The sequence below is a fragment of the Epilithonimonas sp. genome, assembly GCF_032054305.1.
Lineage (GTDB): Bacteria > Bacteroidota > Bacteroidia > Flavobacteriales > Weeksellaceae > Epilithonimonas.
Window position 1 is genome coordinate 392,327 of sequence record NZ_DAMBSX010000004.1, and the last position, 20,606, is coordinate 412,932.

The following is a 20,606-nucleotide window of genomic DNA, read 5'->3' on the forward strand; positions in this document are numbered from 1 at the left end:
TTAGTGATATAATTAATGACTATGAAAAAAATTCTATCTATCTTTTTTGTATTGACTTTTACTTTGATGGTATTGTCACAAAAAACAATTTCCGGGGTGATAACCGATGGTGATGGGAAAGCGCTTGCAAGTGCAAGTGTAACTGTGGAAGAACCAGGCAAAAATGCCATTCTTGCTTACGGGATATCCAATGCAAAAGGAGAATATAAAGTGACCGTAACATCTTCTGAGAGTAATCTTGATTTGAAGATCAAGGCATTTAATCAGAAACCGATCACACAATCCATAAAAAATGAGGACCAGAAACTTAATTTCTCAATGGACTCTCAAGCTACCGAAATTCAGGAAGTGAGGCTAAAAACAAAGCTGATCACCAAAAAGGGAGATACTATTTCTTATGACCTCAAATCTTTTGAAAATAAAAACGACAGAACTCTAGCTGATGTTTTGAAAAAGATCCCGGGCATCGAAGTTAATAAAGATGGAACTGTCCTTTATCAAGGCGAGGCTATCAACAAGTTCTATGTTAATGGAAAAGATCTTATGGAAGGTGGATATGGGACAATTAATAATTCGTTGCCAAAAGATGCGGTTTCCAAGGTTGAGGTTCTTGAAAATCACCAGCCTGTAAGTATTCTTCGGGATAAAGTACCTTCTGAGCAGGCAGCTCTTAATATCAAATTGAAAAAATCAGTTACGATGACTGGCCGTGGAGAGATTGGAGCCGGTTTCAGTCCGTTGCTTTGGAATGTGAAATTGACGCCGATGTTCTTTGGACAGAAAAACCAGTGGGTCGTGAATTACAAAGCCAATAACAATGGCGAGAGTGTGGAAAAAGAAGGAAATCTTTTGAGTTTCGGAAATCGTTGGGAAGGAAGAAGAAGCCAAACATCCCAACAATCCTGGACCAATATAGAAACAGCTGGGACTCCAGACTTGCCAGAGAAAAGATATCTTCTGAATAATGTTCATTTCTTCTCGGCCAATCTTTTAACAAGTCCTTTCAAAAACAAAGAATGGGAACTTAAAGCAAATGCTAATTACACTTACAATGATGTAGAAAGAGAATCACATTCCAAAACAGTCTATAGCCTGGACAATACAAATCCTCTTCTCACAGGAAGAACATTCGAGCAATCAAGAAGTAATAATTTTTATACTAATTCTTCCAAGGCAGAATTAATTTTCACTAAAAATGCAAAAAAGGGGTTCTTCAAAAATACGACAACTTGGAATGGATTCTGGAATTCCAACAACGGTTTTTCAGAAGCAGACCGACCGACAGGAGGATATATCGCTGGAAATCAAGCTTCGGAATCTCCTTCCGGAAGCTTCCAAAATTCATTGAGCACCATTATTCCTTGGAAAGACAAATTGCTGAACGTGATGAGCTATTTCAAATATCAAAAAGATAAGCAAAATATGACGGTTAATCCAGCAAGATATTCGGATGAGTTTATTCCTCTTCTGAATTTGGATATTGATAGTTCAAAAATTTATTCAAAATATAAACAATATGCTCTTTCAGAAACATTAGAAGTAAACCATTCTGCATCTGTAGGATTCAGTTATAAAAAATGGACTTTCACACCAGAAGCTGGTCTTAATATGAATTTCAACAATCTGAAATCAAATTTATTCGGACTTCGTGACAATATTTATGAAGGCTTAAGAATGTCTAAAGATATAAACAACGGAGGTTTTCAGAACAACGTAGATTGGAACGAAATAACACCATATACACAAGTTGGAATCAATTATAAATCCGAAAGATTAAACTTGAATCTGACAATCCCTTTCAATTTTTATAGCATCAAATATCAAGATAATCTTTATTCTCAGACAGCTAATAAAACTAAGACGGCACTTGAACCTACCTTTTTTGCAAGCTATGATTTTGCATCTTTTTTCAAATATTGGGTATTTGCGAGCCAAAGTTATGATTTTGGAAGTTTTGGATTTTTGTATGGTGGAAATATGCTGACATCTGCGGGCAACCTTTCTAGAAGATATGTTAGTGATCTGAACAATTCCAAAATGCCAGAGTATCTAAACAGGAATATTGGGACAAGATTAGAGTATAGAAATCCACTAAACAATCTTTTCTTCAACGTTAGATACAATTATGGAACTGTCAAAAGGAATTTGGCACAGACATTTGTAACGAGTGGATTAGGTGGAACTATTGGTTTGGAAGCTATCTCCAATACTGTTAAAACACAATCGGAAAGTGCAGAAATTGGAAAATATTTTCCAAAATTCAAAAGTAATTTATCTACGAGCTTTACAAATAGGGATACAAATCCTTTCAGCTTTTTTAATGAAAAAGCCACCAGAAGTAAAACCAATACTCAAACCTGGACGGCCAAATTCAATAACACATATTTCAGCTGGCTAAGTGTAGACTACAATATAAACATGAACTGGAGCAGAAATGAAAACGTGACTGAAGGAAAATCTCAAAAAAGTTCTGGCTGGAATCACAATCTTGCTGCATACATTTATCCTTCGGACAATCATACATTTGGATTCAATTGGGATAACAGTGTAACCTCTACGGAAGGTAATACTTACAAGAATCCATTCTTTGATTTATCTTACCAATATACTTGGGTTAAGAAAAAAATTGATTTCGAATTCAAATGGTTGAATATCAGCAACAGAAAAGTCTATGAAATTGTCAATGTAAATGTAGATCAACAGAATACAGTTTATCAAACTTATAACATCCGCCCAAGCCAATTTATGTTCACAGTAAAATTCAACTTCAAGTAACACACTATTTATTATAACCGAAAAGGTAGCGCGATTTTTTCGTCTGCCTTTTTATTTTTCTTAATTTTAAATCACTAAATTTTTAGTCATGAAATCGTTTTAACGATTCCATATTTCCATTAAAACCAAATTTTTTGCATATGAAAAAAACACTATTTATTTTATCGATTTTCTTTGGCGTTCTATCATCCGCTCAAGGAACAAGAATTATGTATGAGTACAAGTTCGCATCTAACATCGAAAAAAAGGATTCTCTTGATACAGAATTGATGTACCTGGATATCAAAAAAGATGGAAGCAAATTCTACAGCCGACAAAAATTCGTCAGCGATTCTTTGAGAGATGTTTATATTCAGAAACAATTAGCTTCAGGCTCAGGTAATTTCAGCTATAATGATTCTAATGCCGGAAAAGTAGATTATACGGTAAACAAAACTTATCCGGACTTCAAAACAAACCTTCACGCTTCTCTTGGCCCAAATCGTTTTGATGTTTCAGATTCCAAACCAATGAACTGGAAAATCCTTCCTGAGAAAAAGAAGATTGACAAATTCGAAGTCCAGAAAGCAACACTGGATTTTGGAGGAAGAACTTGGACGGCTTGGTTCTCACAAGATTTTCCATTTCAGGATGGTCCATACAAATTCCATGGATTGCCTGGTTTGATCTTGGAAATGGAAGATTCTACAGGAACTCATATTTTCAAATTCGCCGGAAGCAAAAAATTTGATGAAGTGGAGAAAATCGAGAAAAAAGAAATTACTCCTCCCGTCGGCGGACGTGTTGTAAGAATCGGAAATATGCCTGGTGGAAAGGAATTGGAAGTGACAGAACAACAATTCATCAAACAATGGAAAGAGTATAAAAACGACCCCGTAAAAGACATGAGACAAAGCTTGTCTATGCCTGGTATAAAAATGAAACTTAATATCAATGGAAAAGAAATGACAGATCCGGCAGAAATGCTGAGAAATATGGAAAAATTCCAAAAAGACCAAATCAAACAGGATAATAACAAAATAGAACCTGCGCTTTATCCTTAATTAAACATAAAACACTATTTTTATAGTCCTCTTTCCAGGGGACTTTTTTATGCAAAATTTCTAATAAAATTAAAATGAGTTATTTACCAAAACTTAAAAATATAAAAGCTTTCGTTTTCGATGTCGATGGCGTTTTCACAGACGGAAGCGTTTACCTTTTGCCAGACCAGAATATGTCCCGGGTGATGAGCGTTCTGGACGGTTATGCTGTTGTTCAATCTTTGAAACAAGGTTATAAAATCGGAATCATCACTGGCGGAAATGACCCGATGGTAAAAAACAGAATGGAATATCTTGGAATCAAAGATTATTATGCCAAATCTTCCCATAAAGTTTCTGATTATGAAGATTTCAAATCGAAATATAATTTGCAGGATTCCGAGATCTTGATGATGGGCGATGATATTCCGGATATCGGGATTATGAGATTGGCAGAGATCTCTGCTTGTCCTGCGAATGCTGTTCCGGAAGTGAAAGCAATCTCAGATTATATTTCGCCTGTTTTCGGTGGAAAAGGTGCTGTGCGTGATGTGATAGAACAGGTCATGAAAGTCCAGGGAAAATGGAATCTGGACGAAGAAACGAAATCAGCTTAAATAATTATAAATGAAATTATTACTAGCTTCAAACTCGCCTAGGCGAAAAGAATTATTATCACAATTAGGCTATGAATTCGAAATCGTTAAAATCGATGTTGATGAGTCTTATCCATCAGAGTTGAACCCAAATCAAATCGCAGAATATGTCTCAGCAAAAAAGGCAAAAGCTTTCGATGTTAATAGAAATGAAATCCTTTTGACCTCTGACACCATCGTTGCATTAGATCAAAATATTCTTCTCAAACCAAAAGACGAGAATGAAGCTTTTGAAATGATAAAAAGTTTTTCGGGAAATATACATCAGGTCTACACGGCTTTTACCATCAAAACATCGGAATCAGAAATCAGCAAAACAAGCAAAACTGATGTTGAATTCTCAGAGATCAGTGACGAAGAAATCAATTTTTACATCAAAAATTATAAACCTTTTGACAAAGCGGGATCTTATGGAATCCAAGAATGGTTGGGAATGGCAAAGATCAAAAATATCTTTGGTTCGTTCTATGCCGTCATGGGTTTTCCAGTAGATTTGGTTTACGAAGAACTCAAAAAACTGAATTGTTTTCCAAGCAATTTTCAAAACTGACAGCTTTAAATAATTTTCCTTGCAAAATTTCGTTATTTTTACAGATTGTTACTCAGATCTCCTTTTTGAAATTAATTAGATGAGAAAATATTTATTAATTATACTTGCCGTCATAAGCATAATTGCCTGTAATCCGCGTCATAAAAAGAAAAAGACCAAAAGCGGCCCAGTCAATCGGTTCATGACCTATTACAATACTTTGTTCAATAGCAAAGAAGCCTTCAATGCTGAAATGGAAAGTAGGGACAAGGCTCATGTTGATAATTTTTATGATCCCTATATTTCCGTTTACACTACAGAAGATGACTTAGATCTACAAGGTAATACGTCTGGAAATCCTTCTATGAATGACCCGGGTGCTCCATCACCATTACGAGGAGGCAGGTCGGCGACATTCAATAACGGGAATGATATGACTGGCGGAAATAATAATGGCAACAAAAAAGGCGCTTCTATTTTACAAATCACCGAAGCTAAAGCCTCTAAAGCCATATCAAAATATTCGGTTCTTGTAAATGGTGTAGAAAAGAACAAAAAGATTTTCGATGCTTATATTTTATTGGCAAAAGCCAGAATGTATCAAGGGAAATATCTGGAATCTTTGGATGCCTTAGGTTATATTTTCAATAATATGAGCAAAGATAAAAGACTCCCATTGGCGAGAATTTATCAAGCCGTAAACTATACAAAACTGAAAGAATATTACCGTGCGGATGAGGTTTACAGAGATCTGGAAGAAAATCCGAAAATAAAACTGACCAAAGAGCACAAAAGAATCCTGAAAGTTTATCAGGCTGATAATTTCCTAAAATGGGGAAAAAAAGAATTGGCAGCAGAAGTTTTGGAAGATGCTTTTGCATATAACAAGAATAGGAAAACCAAAAGCAGAATTGCATTTTTGAGAGGCCAGATCCTTTCTAATCTTAATAGAAAAAGTGAAGCAAGGGAATCTTTCGCAGCGGCCTACAAATATGCAAACAGCTATGAGTTTGAGGTTAAATCTCAAATAGAGATTGCAAAAACTTTCGATGGAAAAGCCGATAGTTATGAAGAAGCGATGGCTTATCTTGCGAAAATTGCAAAAAAAGGGACTTACGCTTCCCGCAAAAATGAATTATACTACGCCAGCGGATTGATTGCAACTTCCGCTACAAAAGATTCTATAGCCGATTCCTTTTTCAGAAAAGCTTTGAAGGAGAAACAGTCTGATCCACAGATCCGTGGTCTTACTTATGCTGAGATTGCTAAAAAATATTTTGCAAAAGACGATTATTTGACGGCGGGAGTTTATTATGACAGTGCTTTAGCTGTAATGACATACCAGCCTGAGAAAGAACGTTTGACAGGCTTAACCGCGAATATCAAAAAATTGTCCAAGAATTATTATATTGTTAAAAAGAATGACAGTATTCTGAACCTTTCTAAGATGAGTCTTGATGAGCAAAAAGCTTATTTCGCAACTTATATAGAGAAAATAAAATCTAAAGAAGCAGCAGACGAACTCGAAAAAAGAAAAGCAGAACGAAGCAAAGGTTTTGATAATTCGGATTATAGTGCGAATTCTATCTTCGCTAACAACTCTTCTGATAGCAATAGTTTTCAGAATTTTGGGATTACAAGTGGCGGTTCTACGTTTTATTTTGCCAATTCCAGCAACATCCCGAGAGGAGAAACCTCTTTTAAACAAACTTGGGGAAACAGAACCTTGATGGACAACTGGAGATATTCTGCCAAAACAACGACCATCGAGGAAATGAAGAATGAGGCTTTGGGATTAGCCAATGCACCTGACCCAAGACGATTGGAACCAGAATTTTACATCGAAAAAATTCCTACTTCAAAAGTAGAATTAGACAAACTGAAAAAGGACAGAGACACCGCAAGCCTTGGAATGGGAAGTATGTACGAAACGTACTTTGGCAATACAAAACTGGCTACGAAAACATTATTTGACCTGGTTGAAAATAAGCCGGATGAAGAGACAGATCTGCTAGCTCTATACAATATTTTTGTTTTCAATTATGAGAAAAACCCTTCTGAAGCTGAAAAAGCAAAAGCATTGATTCTGGAGAAATACCCATACACTTCTTACGCAGAATTTGTTAAAAATCCGAAGAGTAAAGATTTTAACAAAACAACAGCTGACGTAGAAAAGTTATATGCCGATGCCTATAAACTTTATGAAACCGGGAAATTTGCAGAATCGTCTGCCATTATAGACAAAGCTATCGCAGACAATCCAAAAGATGCACTTGTTCCCAAATTCTATCTGCTAAATGCATACAATGCTGGAAAAACTGCCGGAAAAGAGATCATGATTCTACAGCTGGAACAGATTGTTCTTAATTATAAAAAGACACCTGAAGGGAAAAAAGCGCAGGATCTTCTCAAGTTCCTGAAAAGCGATGCAAAACTTGAAATGACGGATGAAAATGGTAATACTATTTCTCAAAAGCCGATTGAGTCTGTTCAGCCTTCAGAAGAAGAAATGAAAGCCTCCGCTCCTGTCAATTTTGGTCCCGGAAAACCCGGAGCTAATGACTCGCAGGCTACCCAGCAGGCTACCATGAATCAGCAGCAAAGACAAGAAAAAATAAAGAAATAAAGAAAAGGAGAGCAAATTAATTCGCTCTCCTTTTTTCTTTATGCCTTGTCCAACTGCACGGTAAAATGTCTTAAAATTTCTGGTTCACGTTTTATCTTATAACCTTTGATGATATCGTTCCGCCTCTCAAAAACGTTAATTACTGCAGCAGCCACATAATCCATATGGTTATTGGTATAAGTTCGCCTTGGAATTGCCAATCTTAACAACTCCAATTTCGGATATCGATTTTCTCTCGTTTCCGGATCTCTATCTGCTAGCAAAGTTCCAATTTCCACACCACGGATTCCAGCTTCTTTATAAAGTTCTATTGCTAAAGTTTGAGCAGGAAACTCCTCCCTTTTTATATTGGGTAGAAAATTAAGTGCATCTATAAAAACGGCATGTCCACCGATTGGTTTCTGAACCGGGATTCCTGCTTCCATCAATTTATTACCAAGGTATTCAACCTGAGAAATTCTGCTTTCCAGATAAGGAAATTCTGTTGCTTCATCTAATCCGGATGCCAAAGCCGACATATCTCTTCCGGCCATTCCCCCATAAGTAATGAAACCTTCATAGATAATGGTGAAGTTAGAAGCTTGTTCAAATATTTGTCTGTTCTTCAAAGCAATGAACCCTCCGATGTTTACAAGGCCATCTTTCTTGGAACTCATTGTCATTCCGTCTCCGTATGAGAACAATTCTTTGCAGATCTCCTTGATTGTTTTATTCTCCTGGCCATTTTCTCTTTTCTTGATAAAATAAGCATTCTCAGCAAATCTCGCCGAATCAAACAAAACAGGAATTCCATATTTGTCAGACAAAGCTTTTACTGCTTTGATGTTTTCCAAAGAAACGGGTTGTCCACCGGAAGAATTGCAAGTAATCGTAATCAGACAAAACGGGATTTGTTCTTTAGGGTGAGAGCTATAGACCGCTTCCAATTTGCCTAGGTCAATGTTTCCTTTGAATGGATGAAGATCATTGATATCAAAAGCTTCATCTATTGTACAATCTACAGCATGTGCTTTTCTGATCTCGATATGTCCTTTTGTAGTATCGAAATGGGAATTCCCGGGAACGATGTCGCCTTCTTTTACCATCACAGAAAACAAAACATTTTCTGCCGCTCTTCCTTGATGCGTCGGTAATAAGTAAGGAAAGCCAGTGATTTTTTCGACCGTCTGCTGCAAGGCTTCAAAAGATCTTGAGCCGGCATAACTTTCATCACCAATCATCAATGCACCCCATTGTTTGTCGCTCATTGCGCCTGTTCCACTGTCCGTCAGCAAATCGATATAAACGTGGGAACTTCTAAGGTTAAAAAGGTTGTAATTGGCATTTTTCAGCCATTCTTCGCGTTGTTCCTGGGTGGATTGATATATTTCTTCGACCATTTTTATTCTAAATGGTTCTGCGTAAGGTAGTTTCATTGTAATAATTTAAGATTAATAATTAAGGTTTTGAAAAGACTGAATAATGCACATCAAATTTTGACATTCATTTTTCATTTTTAATTATAAATCAGAAACTATTCTGGTGCTTTGAAAACGTTATCGTCCGAATGGAATCCGGCCACGCCACCACTCACAGCAAATTTCATTGCCTCGGCGGAACTCATTCCGGTCACTTCTTTTATATTGTTGAATTTGGTAATGATCACCCAGCCGGAAACGGCATAAGAATGAGGTAAGTAAACCGCCACCATTTGGTCAAGATTCACAATCGACATATCGGACTGTGTCAAAAATCCCATTCTCCAGATCTCCGGTGTTTCATTGGTCTTGACCCAGACCGGAACATTGAATTTCTTTTTATCACCAACAAATGAACCCAAAACGTCTTTCAGAGAAGTATATATGAACTTAATTCCCGGAATATGCTCCAGGACATAATCTAGGCCATCAACAATCAGCCTACCAATAATGAACTTATTTCCAAAAAAACCAATGAATGTGGTTCCAAAAATAACCGTTATAAAAGTGAGTCCCGGAAATCTCTCGGAAACGGACGGAACCAAATTATCGATGCTGAAAACGATATACCAAATGATCCAAACCGTAATCGCGAATGGACCAATAATGATCAATCCCTGAAGGAAAGACCGTAGAAAAAGGCGAAGGTAATCGTTGAGGCTTCTGTTCATTTAGCCGTGGATGGTTTCTTTGTTACCGTAGGATTGAATCACTCTGGCTTCATACTCCAGCCATTCTTCCCAACGTTGATTTACTTTTTCTGGATCTCCAATTTGTCTTGCGAATCCAATGAATGTCGTATAGTGATTGGCTTCTGATATCATCAGATCGTTATAGAATTTTTTCAGTTCCTCGTCCTTGATATTCTCTGTCAATACTTTGAATCGTTCACAGCTTCTGGCTTCTATCATTGCTGCAAAAAGCATTTTGTCCACCAAAAGGTCCTTTCGGTCACCTCCTTTCACTATGAATTTTACCAGATCGTTTACATAATCATCTTTACGTGTTCGCCCGAGAACGCCTCCTCTCTTTTTGATGATCTCATGAACCTGATCAAAATGATCCAGTTCTTCCTGAGCAATGGCTAACAGTTCTGTTACCATCTCCGTATGTTCGGGAACCATAGTGATAAGACCAATGGCGTTGGTTGCAGCTTTTTGCTCACACCAAGCATGATCGGTAAGGATCTCTTCCAGATTATCTTCTGCAATATTGGCCCAACGTGGATCTGTAGGAAGTTTAAGACGAAACATTTTTATATTTTTTGTAAAAATAACAATTTGTAAGTATAAAAAGAATCTGTACGAATACAAATTTCACTTCTCAATGATTTTATTACATTTAAATTAATCTGGCACGAATATTGAAAATTTGATAATCGTAAAATAATAAAATTATGAAAAATATAAAAATCTACAATCGTGCTAAATTGTTTTTATTTAGTATTTTATCAATGTTTACTTATACATTATCGTTTGCCCAGGATTCTTTGGTAACCAAAACAACCAACGTGACCACACGGACTGAAGAATGGCAGACCAACCCGCTTTACTGGATTATAGGAGGTGTGATCTTGATCATCATTATTGCAATCATCGCATCTTCCAGAGGCAGAAGGAGAGATGACTGAATTATAACACTGAAAGCGCTGTAAAAGGCGCTTTTATTTTTTTGCGGCTGTCCTTGCTCTTAAGAATTCCAAGATTTTCCAGCCAAAGTCATCTATTTTTTTCAAACCTTTGGAAATAATTACTGCCAACAAAATATTGAGTGGAAAAATAATTAAAACTAATAAATACCAAGGCATAGAATCTTTCATCGGAACAACGAGAAAGTAAACCAAAGAGGAACTCATTCCTTGCCCAAAATAGAAGAAAATCGCGTTTTGTCCAACATTGGTAAGGAAATTTGGTTTCTCAATTTTCAATCTATTATAGAAAACGAACAATGTCACTAATGAGAACAATGTCCAAATGATATAAGGAATCTTCGGCGGAAATTTTTGTTTGTTGAGTTTATAGAACATATCACCTCCATAATTCCAAAACATCCAAGCTAGAGCAATCGCAACCAATCCATATAAAACGGGAATCATTCTCGTCGGGATTTTCTTACCTTTCATTCTATTTGCAATCAGGAAAACTGCCATATAAAAAGCCACATAACCAACTTGTCCACTCGGATAATATTGAGGAAAAATATTGAATATCAAAGTCAATACGACACAGATTCCGATAAACCAATTGATGTGTCTAGGAAAAAATCTGAGAATCAAAACACCTAAAACAGTCAGTATATAATAGACTTTCAAGTACCAGAAGCTTCCCATCACGACAGGAAAAGTATCACAATTAGAATAACTATGCAAATACCAATTCCCCAAAATCTCCCATTGTGGCGCAGATGAAATGCTTGACGGCACATACTTGCTTCCAAATGTCGAATAGAAATCTTTCAGCCATTCCAACGAGAAAAATGTCAGTCCGAAAACTTTAAAAAAATAATCCAGAAAGAACAGAAACGTCACAAAGATCATATATGTGATCTGTAACTTCAACAACCTGTAAAGTGTTTTTTCAATATTATTCCCAGATGTAATTCCGCTCAGAGCATAAAACAATGCGACATCGAAGACCAACGAAAATACCCTGGCTTCCGTAGGTATATAAAATTGCCCGCTCCAGAAAGCGGTATGAATGAAGATAATGGAAATGGTAGCCAGTCCCTTGGCAAAATCTATGTAGAGATCTCTTTTCATCGATGTTGATTAATTATCTGAGATTCAAAAATATCATTATTTTACCAAGTTCTTTATAATTATTTAACTTTTACCCCTCGATTCTTATCCTTATTTTTGAAAGTTCAATTGTAAAGATGTCAGATATCATTCAACTTTTACCGGATCACGTTGCCAATCAGATCGCTGCAGGAGAAGTCGTGCAGAGGCCTGCTTCCATCGTGAAAGAACTCTTGGAAAATGCTGTGGATGCAGGTGCGGATAAAATCCAGTTGATTGTTCGTGATGCTGGGAAAAACCTGATCCAAGTTGTGGATAACGGGATTGGAATGTCTGAGACCGATGCAAGATTGGCTTTTGAACGTCACGCTACATCCAAGATCCGTTCGACCGAAGATATTTTCAAGATTGCCACCAAAGGTTTCCGTGGCGAAGCTTTGGCCTCGATTGCTGCTGTTGCTCAGGTTGAATTAAAAACCAAGCAGAAAGAAACGCCAGTCGGAACGAATATCTATATCGAAGGTGGAGTTTTCCAATTTCAAGATCCGATTCAGACAGTTGAAGGTTCTAATTTTTCTGTCAAAAATTTGTTCTACAATGTCCCTGCGAGGCGCAAGTTCCTTAAGAATGACAATGTAGAATTTCGTCATATTATTGATGAATTCCAGAGAGTTGCATTAGCTCATGAAAACATCGAGTTTGAATTATTCCATAACGACGAACCTATTTTCAAGCTGAGAAAAGGCGGACAAATGCAACGCATTGTAGATGTTTTCGGAAGGAAACTGCAACCGCTTTTGATTCCGATTAAAGAAGACTTGGGTTGGGTAGATCTGCACGGATATGTTGCAAAACCCGAAGGCGCAAAGAAAGTGAGAGGCGAACAATTTTTCTTTGTTAATGGAAGATATTTCAAAAGTGCTTATTTGAGCAAAGCTGTTCAGGAAGCATTTGAAGGATTGTTACAACCGGGTTATATACCGTCATTTTTTCTTTATTTGCAATTAGACCCGGAGAAAATCGATGTCAATATCCATCCTCAAAAAACAGAAGTCAAATTTGAGGATGAAGCTCTGATATTTGCTTTGATGCGCTCTACCATCAAACGTTCTTTGGGAATTTATAATGTTGCACCAAGTCTGGATTTTGAAAGAGACCCTAAAATGGAAGCATTTTTCTCGCCAACTCCAAGCAAAAGCAATGCTAGCTCGCCAATGCCTTCTGCGATTAATGTTGATAGAGATTTCAATCCATTCATTTCAGAAAAAATTTCGGGTCAGGAGAGAATTGATCTGACCGAGCTTTATGAAGTGACGGCTTCGGCCGCACCATCGAAAATCAATCTTTTTGAAGATGATGATCTGGATGAAGACCTTTTCCGATTACCAAATGGTTATTGGCTTCTGAACAAAGACGGGCAGACCTATATGTTGGATCTTGGAAGAATGCATCGCGTTCTTATGTCTTCTCATCAGGAAAATCTGCCAACCAAAAAAGCAGGGCAAAGCCTTTTGTTTTCTCTAGAATACCATCTAAACGAGATCGAAAAAAACAAATACAGATCTATCAAAAAATATCTGCCGGATTTTGGTTTCGAAATGACGTTGGCTCAAGATAATGTCCTTAGAATAGAAACTGTTCCGGAGGCTTTGAAAGAATCCCAGGTCATCAAATTCCTGGAAAAGATATTCGAAGTTCTGGAGTACAGAACAGAGGAAGATTTTTATAAATATTTTGAATACCAATGGATCAAGCTGAAAACAAAATCAAAATTCGATTTCATTTATAAGACCGAGGTCGAGCAATTGGTAAAAGACTTCATCGATCTTGGATTTCCACAATACACAGTGAATGGCAAGAAATGTTGGCTGGAAGTTCCTTTCGACGATTTTAAAAATAAATTTTAAACTATGTTTCCTCAACTCACACCAGTTACCAGAAATATAATCATCCTTAATGTGATTTTTTTCGCTGTAACCTATCTGCTTCCAAACCTCAATCTGGCTTCTTTATTAGCAGGGTATTTTCCATTGTCTCCTAACTTCCAGTCTTGGCAGATCATTACACATATGTTTATGCACGGAAGTGTTATGCATATTGCTTTTAATATGTTGACTCTCTATAGTTTTGGTCCTGTTCTGGAACAAGTTTTGGGACAGAAAAAATTTATTATTCTGTATTTTGCCTCGGGCTTAGGTGGTTTTCTACTATATAACCTTTGGAATTATTATGAAGTAAGTCAACTAACAAGTTTTTTGTCAAGCAACAATTTCGATATTCATCAAGTTTATAAGACAGTTAATTATAATTATATTGAATATTATCCTAATTTTTCTAATAATCAGAATATAAATGATGCTGCTCAAAAATTGTTTGGGATTTTAAAAACACCAATGGTTGGAGCCTCAGGAGCAATTTTCGGAGTGATTGCTGCATTCTCGACTTTGTTTCCTGATGCGAAACTAATGTTCATGTTCATCCCTTTTCCTATCAAAGCCAAATATCTGACTCCAGTTATTATTGTGGTTTCAATAGTGTTAGGTTTTGGACAATTCAATGGTGATAATATTGCTCATTTTGCGCATCTCGGAGGCGCTTTGATTGGATTTCTTTACATCAGGAACTGGAAAAAAAACAGAGACAGAATCCAATAGATGGGAATCATTCGATTAATTTTAACGGTATTTCATCTCATTATTATTGCTCTGCTTTTCGGAACAATAATGAATGCCTACATCCCACCAAGAGTTTTTGGATTTCTGAATCTTTTATCTCTGGTATTCCCTTTATTGATAATTGCTGACATTTTATTGTTAATCTTTTGGATTTTCAGTTGGAGAAAAAGAGCTGCAGTTTTCCTCATTCTGTCATTGTTTTTCATTATACCGACAAGACGTTGGATCAATTATACACCAACGAAAAAAGAAACTCCGAATCTTAAACTGATTTCGTTCAATGGAAAATTTGGGAAAATGGGTGACGATGAGATCTATGATTATCTCAACCAACATAAACCTGACGTTGTTTTCTTTCAAGAGTATGATAATAAAAAGCCTTTGGATGGATTCGAATATTTTGAAAATAGCAAGCCAATTACTAAAATTCAGTCCAAATTTCCAATTATAGAAAGTGGTCCTATAAAAACAGATGCCAACAATGGCGTCTGTATGTTTGCCGATATCAAGGTCAATAATAAGATAATTCGTTTTGTGAACGTCTATATGGAGCCTTTTTTCCTGGATAAGAAGTTGGTTAGGCCGACAAAAGATATGGACAAAAATGAAGAAAAGGCTAAAAAAGTTCTTCATATGCTGATTCCGACATTCAAAAAACATCAGACCCAGATTGATCAGATCAAGGATTTTATCAATGATTCGCCCTATCCCGTAATTGTGGCTGGCGATTTCAATGCTGTTCCAAATTCTTACGAATATTACAAAGTGTCTGAAAATCTACAAGACATATTCTTAAAAGTTGGAAAAGGAAGCGGAACAAGTTTCCACGACTTCAAATTTCCTTTGAAAATTGACCACGTCTTTGCTTCAGAATCTATTGAACCCATTAGTTACAAGGTAGACAGAAGTGTCAGGATCTCAGACCATTTTCCGGTGATCGCTGAGTTTCATATCAAATAATTTTCGATATTTGTTGATATGAAACAAATTATCTTTTTTCTAGTTCTTGCTTCGATATCATCTTGCTCAAAGAATGCTCCGGTTCTGAATAATTCGGACCAATTGGATGTTACTCCAAAAATCACTTATGACACCGTTGCGATAGATTCTTTCGGTCCGGGCGCAACTTCGGAAGCTGTGATGGCGAAAATCAATGCAGCTGCTATCAAAAGAGAAAAAGACAGTCTTGATAAAATAGCAAAAGCGGAACAGGAAAAACTCGACAAAGAGAAAGCTAAGTTAGAAGCTGAAAAAGCGAAAGAGGAAAAGAAAGAACCCAAACAACAAGCTCAGGCAGAAGTCTCAGAAAATCAATAACATATATCAGATATTCCTTAGAAAATCATCCAGATTGTCATCTTTTTCTAATATCAGTTTTTTCTTTAATCGGTAACGTGCATTTTTGACGGTTTCTGTTGACACATTCAGGATTACAGCGACTTGTTTCATAGACATTCCCATTTTAAAATAAGCGCACATTCGCAAATTATTTTCCGTCAAATCTTTACAAATGGACTTTAGCTTGCTGAAAAATTGGGGATGAACTTCATTGAAATGATGGATGAATTTGTGACTTTCCACCTCGGTATTCAGATTTTTTCTTACGATATCAATCACGTTCTCCGAGAAATGTTCGGCTTCATTCTCATTGTGCTCATTAGATTTTCCGGCTTTCTCCAAAATCTCCTGAAGCACATTGTTTTTATTAGACAAAATAAGTGAATAGGACGTGACTTCCCGCACTTTAGCATCCAAAACCTCCTTGTGCTTTTCCTCCTGAATCTGCTGTATTGATTTCTCATAGGCCAATTGCTTGCGAAGCGCTTCTTTTTCAGATTCTTTGACAAAGGCTTGTTGCTTTTTCTTCTGATAAAAAATAACCGATAAAGCGATTCCCAAAAGAATAATAAAAATGGATGAAATAAGCGTGATGGTCAATTTTCGCTTTTCCAACATTGTCTTCTGTTTGGATATCATCAGCTCTTTTTCTGCAGATGCCATAAAAGCCTCAACATAAGCTTGATAAGAATCAATGGTTTTGGAACTGCTTAAGATTTTCTCCTTTTGATTATTGTATTTTTTGAGATAAGTAAACGCTTTTTCAGAAGAACCTTCTTTCTCGTAAATGGTGTATTTGACGTTATACACCAAAGAAAGTTGCTCTGCATTTCCGATTTCCTGAGACAGTTTTTCCGCTTTTTCAATATGAGATTCCGCTTCTCTGAAATTTCCGGTTCCTAACGAGTAAACACTTTCATTGATTAGCAAAGAGGTCATGAAGGATTTATTCTCAATTTGATTTCCGATTTGCATCGCTTTTTGATAGTAAGAATGTGCCAGTTCCGGCTTGTTTTCTAGCATATAGCAACCTCCAATATTGAGATACAACACGGCAGAAACGCCCAGATCGTTTAATTTTTCGACCGCAGGAATCAGCTTTACCATTCCATTGATGGCCTTTTCGATACCGGTTTTTGTAAAAGCCTGAGCGCAATACATATTGACCTGCGCTTTCATATATTCAGCTTTTGGGATCTTTGGCGAAAGTGACTGTTTGTAAAATCTTTCCGAGATATCAAAGTTTCTGGTTCTGAAACAAATAACGCCCAATAGAAGTTCCACACGGGATTTAAACAAAGTATTGCTAAGTTCTTTATACCGAACCAAAGCTTTTAAGGAATTCGTGAAACTGTCTGTGTAATTTCCAATGATGACATCATTATAAGCTAATGCATGTAAAAGAAGTGCATTTTCAAAAGGATATTTCTTTTCGTTAAAAAATTTCAGTTTGGAACGAATGGTTGTATTGATTTTAGAATCCGAAACACCTTGCGCATAATTCACGAATGATTTCCAATACAGATATTTAGGAATCAAATCAGGATGATTTGCGGAAATCTTTTCTAATTCTTTTACAAGATTTTGGGTGTCCGAATCACGGATGAAGGCATTTTTACTGACCTCGCTGGAAATCGCTTCAAATTTATCGTTATCTGTTGCTCCAAAACAATGACCAGTAAAAAATAAGAAGAAAAATATAATGGATAAAAACCGCAATTGCATATTGAAATTAAATTTAGAAATAATTCTAATCCGAAATTTATGAAAATCCATCAACAAGATGACGGGAATTTATAACTATTTAAAAATCAAAGATATTAATTATTACGCACACCTTTTACAATTAATAAAAATTGGGATGCACACCCTTTGCATACCTCCATTATTTGTTGAAAATCAGATTCGAATCTAATTTTGTTCTATACTTTTTTAATTAAATATCTTATGTACAAAATTAAATCTATTTTTTCCATCACTGTACTTTTATTGATGTTCGTCAATACAAAAGCACAATTCTCCGGGACAGGAAATGGCACAGAAGCCAATCCTTATCTGATTGCCAACGCAGTTCAACTTGACGAAATGAGAAATTACCTCGGTTCTGCAAATAGTGATAAGCATTTTTCTATTATTAATGACATCGATTTAGCGACATTAATTGCAACTCAATATCCAAACGAAGGCTGGAAACCTATCGGATACGGTAGCGATGAAAATACGAATGCATTCTATGGTTCATTGGAAGGCAATGGTTTCAAAATTACAAATCTGTGGATTTCAAGGTCGGAAAGCAATTACATTGGACTTTTCAGTAATACGACGGATGCTATTATTAATAATCTCAATATCCAGCTCGCAGAAAATGGGATTGCAGGACAAGACTATGTTGGTATTCTTGCAGGGTCGGCTAATGGCGGAACTATTAATAACGTAAAAGTAATAGGGATAGTAACCGCATCCAACTATGTTGGCGGACTAATCGGGGAAAGCTCATCGCTTGTAAGCAACTGTCAATCTTCCGGCGAAGTCAATACAGAAGGAGATAACGTAGGCGGATTGATTGGAAAAACATTGTCCGAAGTTTCCGGTTCCAGTTCTTCCAGTAATGTGAAAAATATGGGAAGTGTTTTTGTGGGCAATTTTATGGGAGGATTGATTGGTGTCAACCAGGCCCCGGTTAAGAATTCCAATGCTTCAGGAAACGTGACAGGAACCAGCACCATTGGCGGTTTGGTAGGAGATTCTTATGCAGCTATCAGCAACTCATTTGCAACAGGAAACATTTCTGGTAATATGTGGGTTGGTGGGTTAGTTGGTGCTTCTGACTCCGTTTCAAACTCTTATGCGACGGGAACTGTTTATTCTGACCAAAAGGTCGGCGGCGGATTAGTTGGACAATCTTACGGAACTATTACAGCCAGCCACGCTTCCGGAAACGTAAGTGGAAGTCAATCTATCGGTGGTCTAGTGGGAATCTTGGGAGCAACTGTTTCCTATAGTTACGCCACTGGAAATGTGACACAGATTGTGGCAGACACCACTCCGGAAGGCGGTTATGTGGATATTGGTGGGTTAGCTGGCTCTTCTTTCAGCAGTTCTTTTATAGAAAACTGTTTCGCTTCAGGAGATGTAGCTGTTACAGACAACAATGCGATGTATGTCGGAGGATTGGTAGGATTATCCAATGGAATTTTTAACAGTTATGCTTACGGTTCCGTTTCCGGTGGTTATTCTTTGGTTGGAGGTCTTGCAGGAAGCACTTGGGGAACCATTTCCAATTCGGCAGCGCTTAATCCCAAAATAACTTCATCGCCTACCGGAAACCTCAATAAGATTCACAGAATAGCTGGTGATGTAGAGTTTGATTCAGAAATGACAAATAATTTTGCTTTGGATGCTATGATTGTGAATGGTCAAATCATTACTGATGGAACAGAAAACGATTGGTCAGGAATGAGTAAATCCATCTTAGAAGCCCAGAAGCAAAACACATATGAAAACGGACTGACTTGGGATTTTACCAACATTTGGAAAATACGAGAAAATCAATGATATCCATATTTACAAGGAAGTGAATATCTTACAAACATTATAACTTCAAATTCAAACAACCAGGAATGGGGAACAATTTCTCCAAATGGTGTTGTTGCTTTAAAATCTGGTTCAACAAAAACTTTTGAATTGACTCCAAAAGAAGGTTACGAAGTAGAATCCGTAATCGTAGATAATGAAGACATCGGAAAACAATTGACTTATACTTTCGCAGACGTTACCGAAAATCACACAATTTTGGCTGTTTACAAAGAGAAACAATTGGGAACAGATGACATCAACAAAAAGAATATCACAGTTTACCCGAATCCAACTACAGACCGTATTTTCGTATCTGGAAACAAGAAAGTGACATCTTTGGAACTTTATAATATCGCTGGACAAAAAGTATTACAGTTCAACGAAAATAATTTGGATTTGACTTCTTTAACAGCAGGTGTTTATGTTCTGAAAATCAAAACCGAGAACGGCGAGATTTCAAGTAGCAAAATCATCAAAAAGTAAAACCATTAATTATTTAATGAATACAAAAAACCCATCAGAAAGTATCTGATGGGTTTCTCAATATAATTCTATGAAAATTATTTATTGTAAAGTTCCTCAACCTTATCCCAGTTGATCACATCAAAAAACGCAGACACATAGTCAGGTCTTCTGTTTTGATAATTAAGGTAATAAGCGTGCTCCCAAACGTCCAATCCAAGAATCGGAGTTCCTTTCACATCAGCAACTGGCATCAGTGGGTTATCTTGATTCGGAGTTGAAGAAACAACTACAGAACCATCAGAATTTTTCACCAACCAAGCCCATCCGGAACCGAATCTGGTTTTCGCTGCGTTAGAAAAATCTTCTTTAAATTTCTCAAAACCACCGATTTTTTCGATTTCTGCTTTTACGTTTCCAACTGGCTCTTTGCTTCCGCCTGGCGTCAAAAGTTCCCAGAAAAGAGAATGGTTATAATGTCCGCCTCCGTTATTTCTTACAGCTGGTTTATCTGTACCTGTTTTTTGGATTTCTTCAAGAGATTTTCCTTCCAAATCAGTTCCTGCAATTGCATTATTAAGATTGTCCACATAAGCTTGGTGATGCTTAGTGTGATGGATTTCCATTGTTTTCGCATCGATGGTTGGTTCCAACGCATCGTACGAATAAGCTAATTTTGGTAATTCGAATGCCATAGTTTCGTATTTATTTTGTTATTAATAAAATGAATTGGTCAAAAATACTCAATAATTA

General features: G+C 36.7%; 18 protein-coding genes. 12 read left to right on the top strand and 6 right to left on the bottom strand.

Annotation, left to right across the window (positions count from 1 at the left end):
* Positions 1-21 precede the first annotated feature (21 nt).
* The 5 genes from RTX21_RS10950 (at position 22) to RTX21_RS10970 (ending at position 7,608) form a co-directional block, all read left to right on the top strand.
* The gene (locus RTX21_RS10950) at positions 22-2,775 is read left to right on the top strand and encodes a hypothetical protein (RefSeq protein WP_312767625.1); all 2,754 of its coding nucleotides are present in this window, start codon (positions 22-24) and stop codon (positions 2,773-2,775) included.
* A gap of 140 nt (positions 2,776-2,915) precedes the next feature.
* Entirely contained in the window at positions 2,916-3,818 is a 903-nt protein-coding gene (locus tag RTX21_RS10955; RefSeq protein WP_312767627.1) for a GLPGLI family protein, read from the top strand.
* A 74-nt stretch (positions 3,819-3,892) separates the two neighbouring features.
* Positions 3,893-4,414: an HAD family hydrolase gene (locus tag RTX21_RS10960; RefSeq protein WP_312767629.1), complete on the top strand. Its 522-nt coding sequence runs from the start codon at positions 3,893-3,895 to the stop codon at positions 4,412-4,414.
* Positions 4,415-4,424: 10 nt separating this feature from the next.
* Positions 4,425-5,003 carry a Maf family nucleotide pyrophosphatase gene (locus tag RTX21_RS10965; protein ID WP_312767630.1) on the top strand — a complete coding sequence of 193 codons (579 nt, stop codon included), beginning with the start codon at positions 4,425-4,427 and terminating at the stop codon, positions 5,001-5,003.
* A 79-nt stretch (positions 5,004-5,082) separates the two neighbouring features.
* Positions 5,083-7,608 carry a tetratricopeptide repeat protein gene (locus RTX21_RS10970; protein WP_312767631.1) on the top strand — a complete coding sequence of 842 codons (2,526 nt, stop codon included), beginning with the start codon at positions 5,083-5,085 and terminating at the stop codon, positions 7,606-7,608.
* Between the two features lie 38 nt (positions 7,609-7,646).
* On the opposite strand, the gene RTX21_RS10975 is transcribed toward RTX21_RS10970, so the two are convergent.
* The 3 genes from RTX21_RS10975 to RTX21_RS10985 all read right to left on the bottom strand — a co-directional run bounded on the left by RTX21_RS10975 (position 7,647) and on the right by RTX21_RS10985 (position 10,318).
* On the bottom strand, positions 7,647-9,023 hold the full coding sequence (locus RTX21_RS10975) for a tryptophanase (protein WP_312767632.1): 1,377 nt from the start codon (positions 9,021-9,023) through the stop codon (positions 7,647-7,649).
* A 98-nt stretch (positions 9,024-9,121) separates the two neighbouring features.
* Positions 9,122-9,736, bottom strand: coding sequence for a DUF502 domain-containing protein (locus tag RTX21_RS10980; protein ID WP_312767634.1), 615 nt, complete (start codon positions 9,734-9,736; stop codon positions 9,122-9,124).
* Positions 9,737-10,318, bottom strand: a complete 582-nt coding sequence (locus RTX21_RS10985) for a tRNA-(ms[2]io[6]A)-hydroxylase (RefSeq protein WP_312767636.1) — start codon at positions 10,316-10,318, stop codon at positions 9,737-9,739.
* A gap of 143 nt (positions 10,319-10,461) precedes the next feature.
* On the opposite strand from RTX21_RS10985, the gene RTX21_RS10990 reads away from it, so the two are divergent.
* A complete protein-coding gene (locus RTX21_RS10990) occupies positions 10,462-10,695 on the top strand; it encodes a hypothetical protein (protein ID WP_312767638.1) in 234 nt (77 codons plus the stop codon).
* Between the two features lie 33 nt (positions 10,696-10,728).
* Here the strand turns inward: RTX21_RS10990 and RTX21_RS10995 are convergent, their stop codons facing one another.
* On the bottom strand, positions 10,729-11,823 hold the full coding sequence (locus RTX21_RS10995; RefSeq protein WP_312767639.1) for an acyltransferase family protein: 1,095 nt from the start codon (positions 11,821-11,823) through the stop codon (positions 10,729-10,731).
* 116 nt (positions 11,824-11,939) lie between these two features.
* On the opposite strand from RTX21_RS10995, the gene mutL reads away from it, so the two are divergent.
* Genes mutL through RTX21_RS11015 form a run of 4 tightly spaced genes read left to right on the top strand, consistent with a single transcriptional unit; the run spans position 11,940 to position 15,794 of the window.
* Complete coding sequence (mutL, locus tag RTX21_RS11000) at positions 11,940-13,709, top strand: DNA mismatch repair endonuclease MutL (RefSeq protein ID WP_312767640.1); 1,770 nt, start codon at positions 11,940-11,942, stop codon at positions 13,707-13,709.
* Between the two features lie 3 nt (positions 13,710-13,712).
* The gene (locus RTX21_RS11005; protein WP_312767641.1) at positions 13,713-14,456 is read left to right on the top strand and encodes a rhomboid family intramembrane serine protease; all 744 of its coding nucleotides are present in this window, start codon (positions 13,713-13,715) and stop codon (positions 14,454-14,456) included.
* Positions 14,457-15,437 (top strand): endonuclease/exonuclease/phosphatase family protein, encoded by a 981-nt coding sequence (locus RTX21_RS11010; protein ID WP_312767642.1) that lies wholly within the window; start codon positions 14,457-14,459, stop codon positions 15,435-15,437.
* 18 nt (positions 15,438-15,455) lie between these two features.
* Positions 15,456-15,794: a hypothetical protein gene (locus tag RTX21_RS11015; protein WP_312767643.1), complete on the top strand. Its 339-nt coding sequence runs from the start codon at positions 15,456-15,458 to the stop codon at positions 15,792-15,794.
* 6 nt (positions 15,795-15,800) lie between these two features.
* Here the strand turns inward: RTX21_RS11015 and RTX21_RS11020 are convergent, their stop codons facing one another.
* Positions 15,801-17,540, bottom strand: a complete 1,740-nt coding sequence (locus RTX21_RS11020) for a LuxR C-terminal-related transcriptional regulator (RefSeq protein WP_312767644.1) — start codon at positions 17,538-17,540, stop codon at positions 15,801-15,803.
* Between the two features lie 222 nt (positions 17,541-17,762).
* On the opposite strand from RTX21_RS11020, the gene RTX21_RS11025 reads away from it, so the two are divergent.
* Together RTX21_RS11025 and RTX21_RS11030 are read left to right on the top strand one after the other, a co-directional pair.
* The gene (locus RTX21_RS11025) at positions 17,763-19,370 is read left to right on the top strand and encodes a GLUG motif-containing protein (protein ID WP_312767645.1); all 1,608 of its coding nucleotides are present in this window, start codon (positions 17,763-17,765) and stop codon (positions 19,368-19,370) included.
* A gap of 129 nt (positions 19,371-19,499) precedes the next feature.
* Positions 19,500-19,874 carry a T9SS type A sorting domain-containing protein gene (locus RTX21_RS11030; protein WP_312767646.1) on the top strand — a complete coding sequence of 125 codons (375 nt, stop codon included), beginning with the start codon at positions 19,500-19,502 and terminating at the stop codon, positions 19,872-19,874.
* Positions 19,875-19,951: 77 nt separating this feature from the next.
* Here the strand turns inward: RTX21_RS11030 and RTX21_RS11035 are convergent, their stop codons facing one another.
* Complete coding sequence (locus tag RTX21_RS11035; RefSeq protein ID WP_312767648.1) at positions 19,952-20,548, bottom strand: superoxide dismutase; 597 nt, start codon at positions 20,546-20,548, stop codon at positions 19,952-19,954.
* Between the last annotated feature and the right edge of the window lie 58 nt (positions 20,549-20,606).

What these genes read in the sequence shown, in the direction of transcription:
- RTX21_RS10950 (WP_312767625.1), top strand. Translation starts at nt 22, where the DNA reads ATGAAAAAAATTCTATCTATCTTTTTTGTATTGACTTTTACTTTGATG.
- RTX21_RS10955 (WP_312767627.1), top strand. Translation starts at nt 2,916, where the DNA reads ATGAAAAAAACACTATTTATTTTATCGATTTTCTTTGGCGTTCTATCA.
- RTX21_RS10960 (WP_312767629.1), top strand. Translation starts at nt 3,893, where the DNA reads ATGAGTTATTTACCAAAACTTAAAAATATAAAAGCTTTCGTTTTCGAT.
- RTX21_RS10965 (WP_312767630.1), top strand. Translation starts at nt 4,425, where the DNA reads ATGAAATTATTACTAGCTTCAAACTCGCCTAGGCGAAAAGAATTATTA.
- RTX21_RS10970 (WP_312767631.1), top strand. Translation starts at nt 5,083, where the DNA reads ATGAGAAAATATTTATTAATTATACTTGCCGTCATAAGCATAATTGCC.
- RTX21_RS10975 (WP_312767632.1), bottom strand. Translation starts at nt 9,023, where the DNA reads ATGAAACTACCTTACGCAGAACCATTTAGAATAAAAATGGTCGAAGAA.
- RTX21_RS10980 (WP_312767634.1), bottom strand. Translation starts at nt 9,736, where the DNA reads ATGAACAGAAGCCTCAACGATTACCTTCGCCTTTTTCTACGGTCTTTC.
- RTX21_RS10985 (WP_312767636.1), bottom strand. Translation starts at nt 10,318, where the DNA reads ATGTTTCGTCTTAAACTTCCTACAGATCCACGTTGGGCCAATATTGCA.
- RTX21_RS10990 (WP_312767638.1), top strand. Translation starts at nt 10,462, where the DNA reads ATGAAAAATATAAAAATCTACAATCGTGCTAAATTGTTTTTATTTAGT.
- RTX21_RS10995 (WP_312767639.1), bottom strand. Translation starts at nt 11,823, where the DNA reads ATGAAAAGAGATCTCTACATAGATTTTGCCAAGGGACTGGCTACCATT.
- mutL (WP_312767640.1), top strand. Translation starts at nt 11,940, where the DNA reads ATGTCAGATATCATTCAACTTTTACCGGATCACGTTGCCAATCAGATC.
- RTX21_RS11005 (WP_312767641.1), top strand. Translation starts at nt 13,713, where the DNA reads ATGTTTCCTCAACTCACACCAGTTACCAGAAATATAATCATCCTTAAT.
- RTX21_RS11010 (WP_312767642.1), top strand. Translation starts at nt 14,457, where the DNA reads ATGGGAATCATTCGATTAATTTTAACGGTATTTCATCTCATTATTATT.
- RTX21_RS11015 (WP_312767643.1), top strand. Translation starts at nt 15,456, where the DNA reads ATGAAACAAATTATCTTTTTTCTAGTTCTTGCTTCGATATCATCTTGC.
- RTX21_RS11020 (WP_312767644.1), bottom strand. Translation starts at nt 17,540, where the DNA reads ATGCAATTGCGGTTTTTATCCATTATATTTTTCTTCTTATTTTTTACT.
- RTX21_RS11025 (WP_312767645.1), top strand. Translation starts at nt 17,763, where the DNA reads ATGTACAAAATTAAATCTATTTTTTCCATCACTGTACTTTTATTGATG.
- RTX21_RS11035 (WP_312767648.1), bottom strand. Translation starts at nt 20,548, where the DNA reads ATGGCATTCGAATTACCAAAATTAGCTTATTCGTACGATGCGTTGGAA.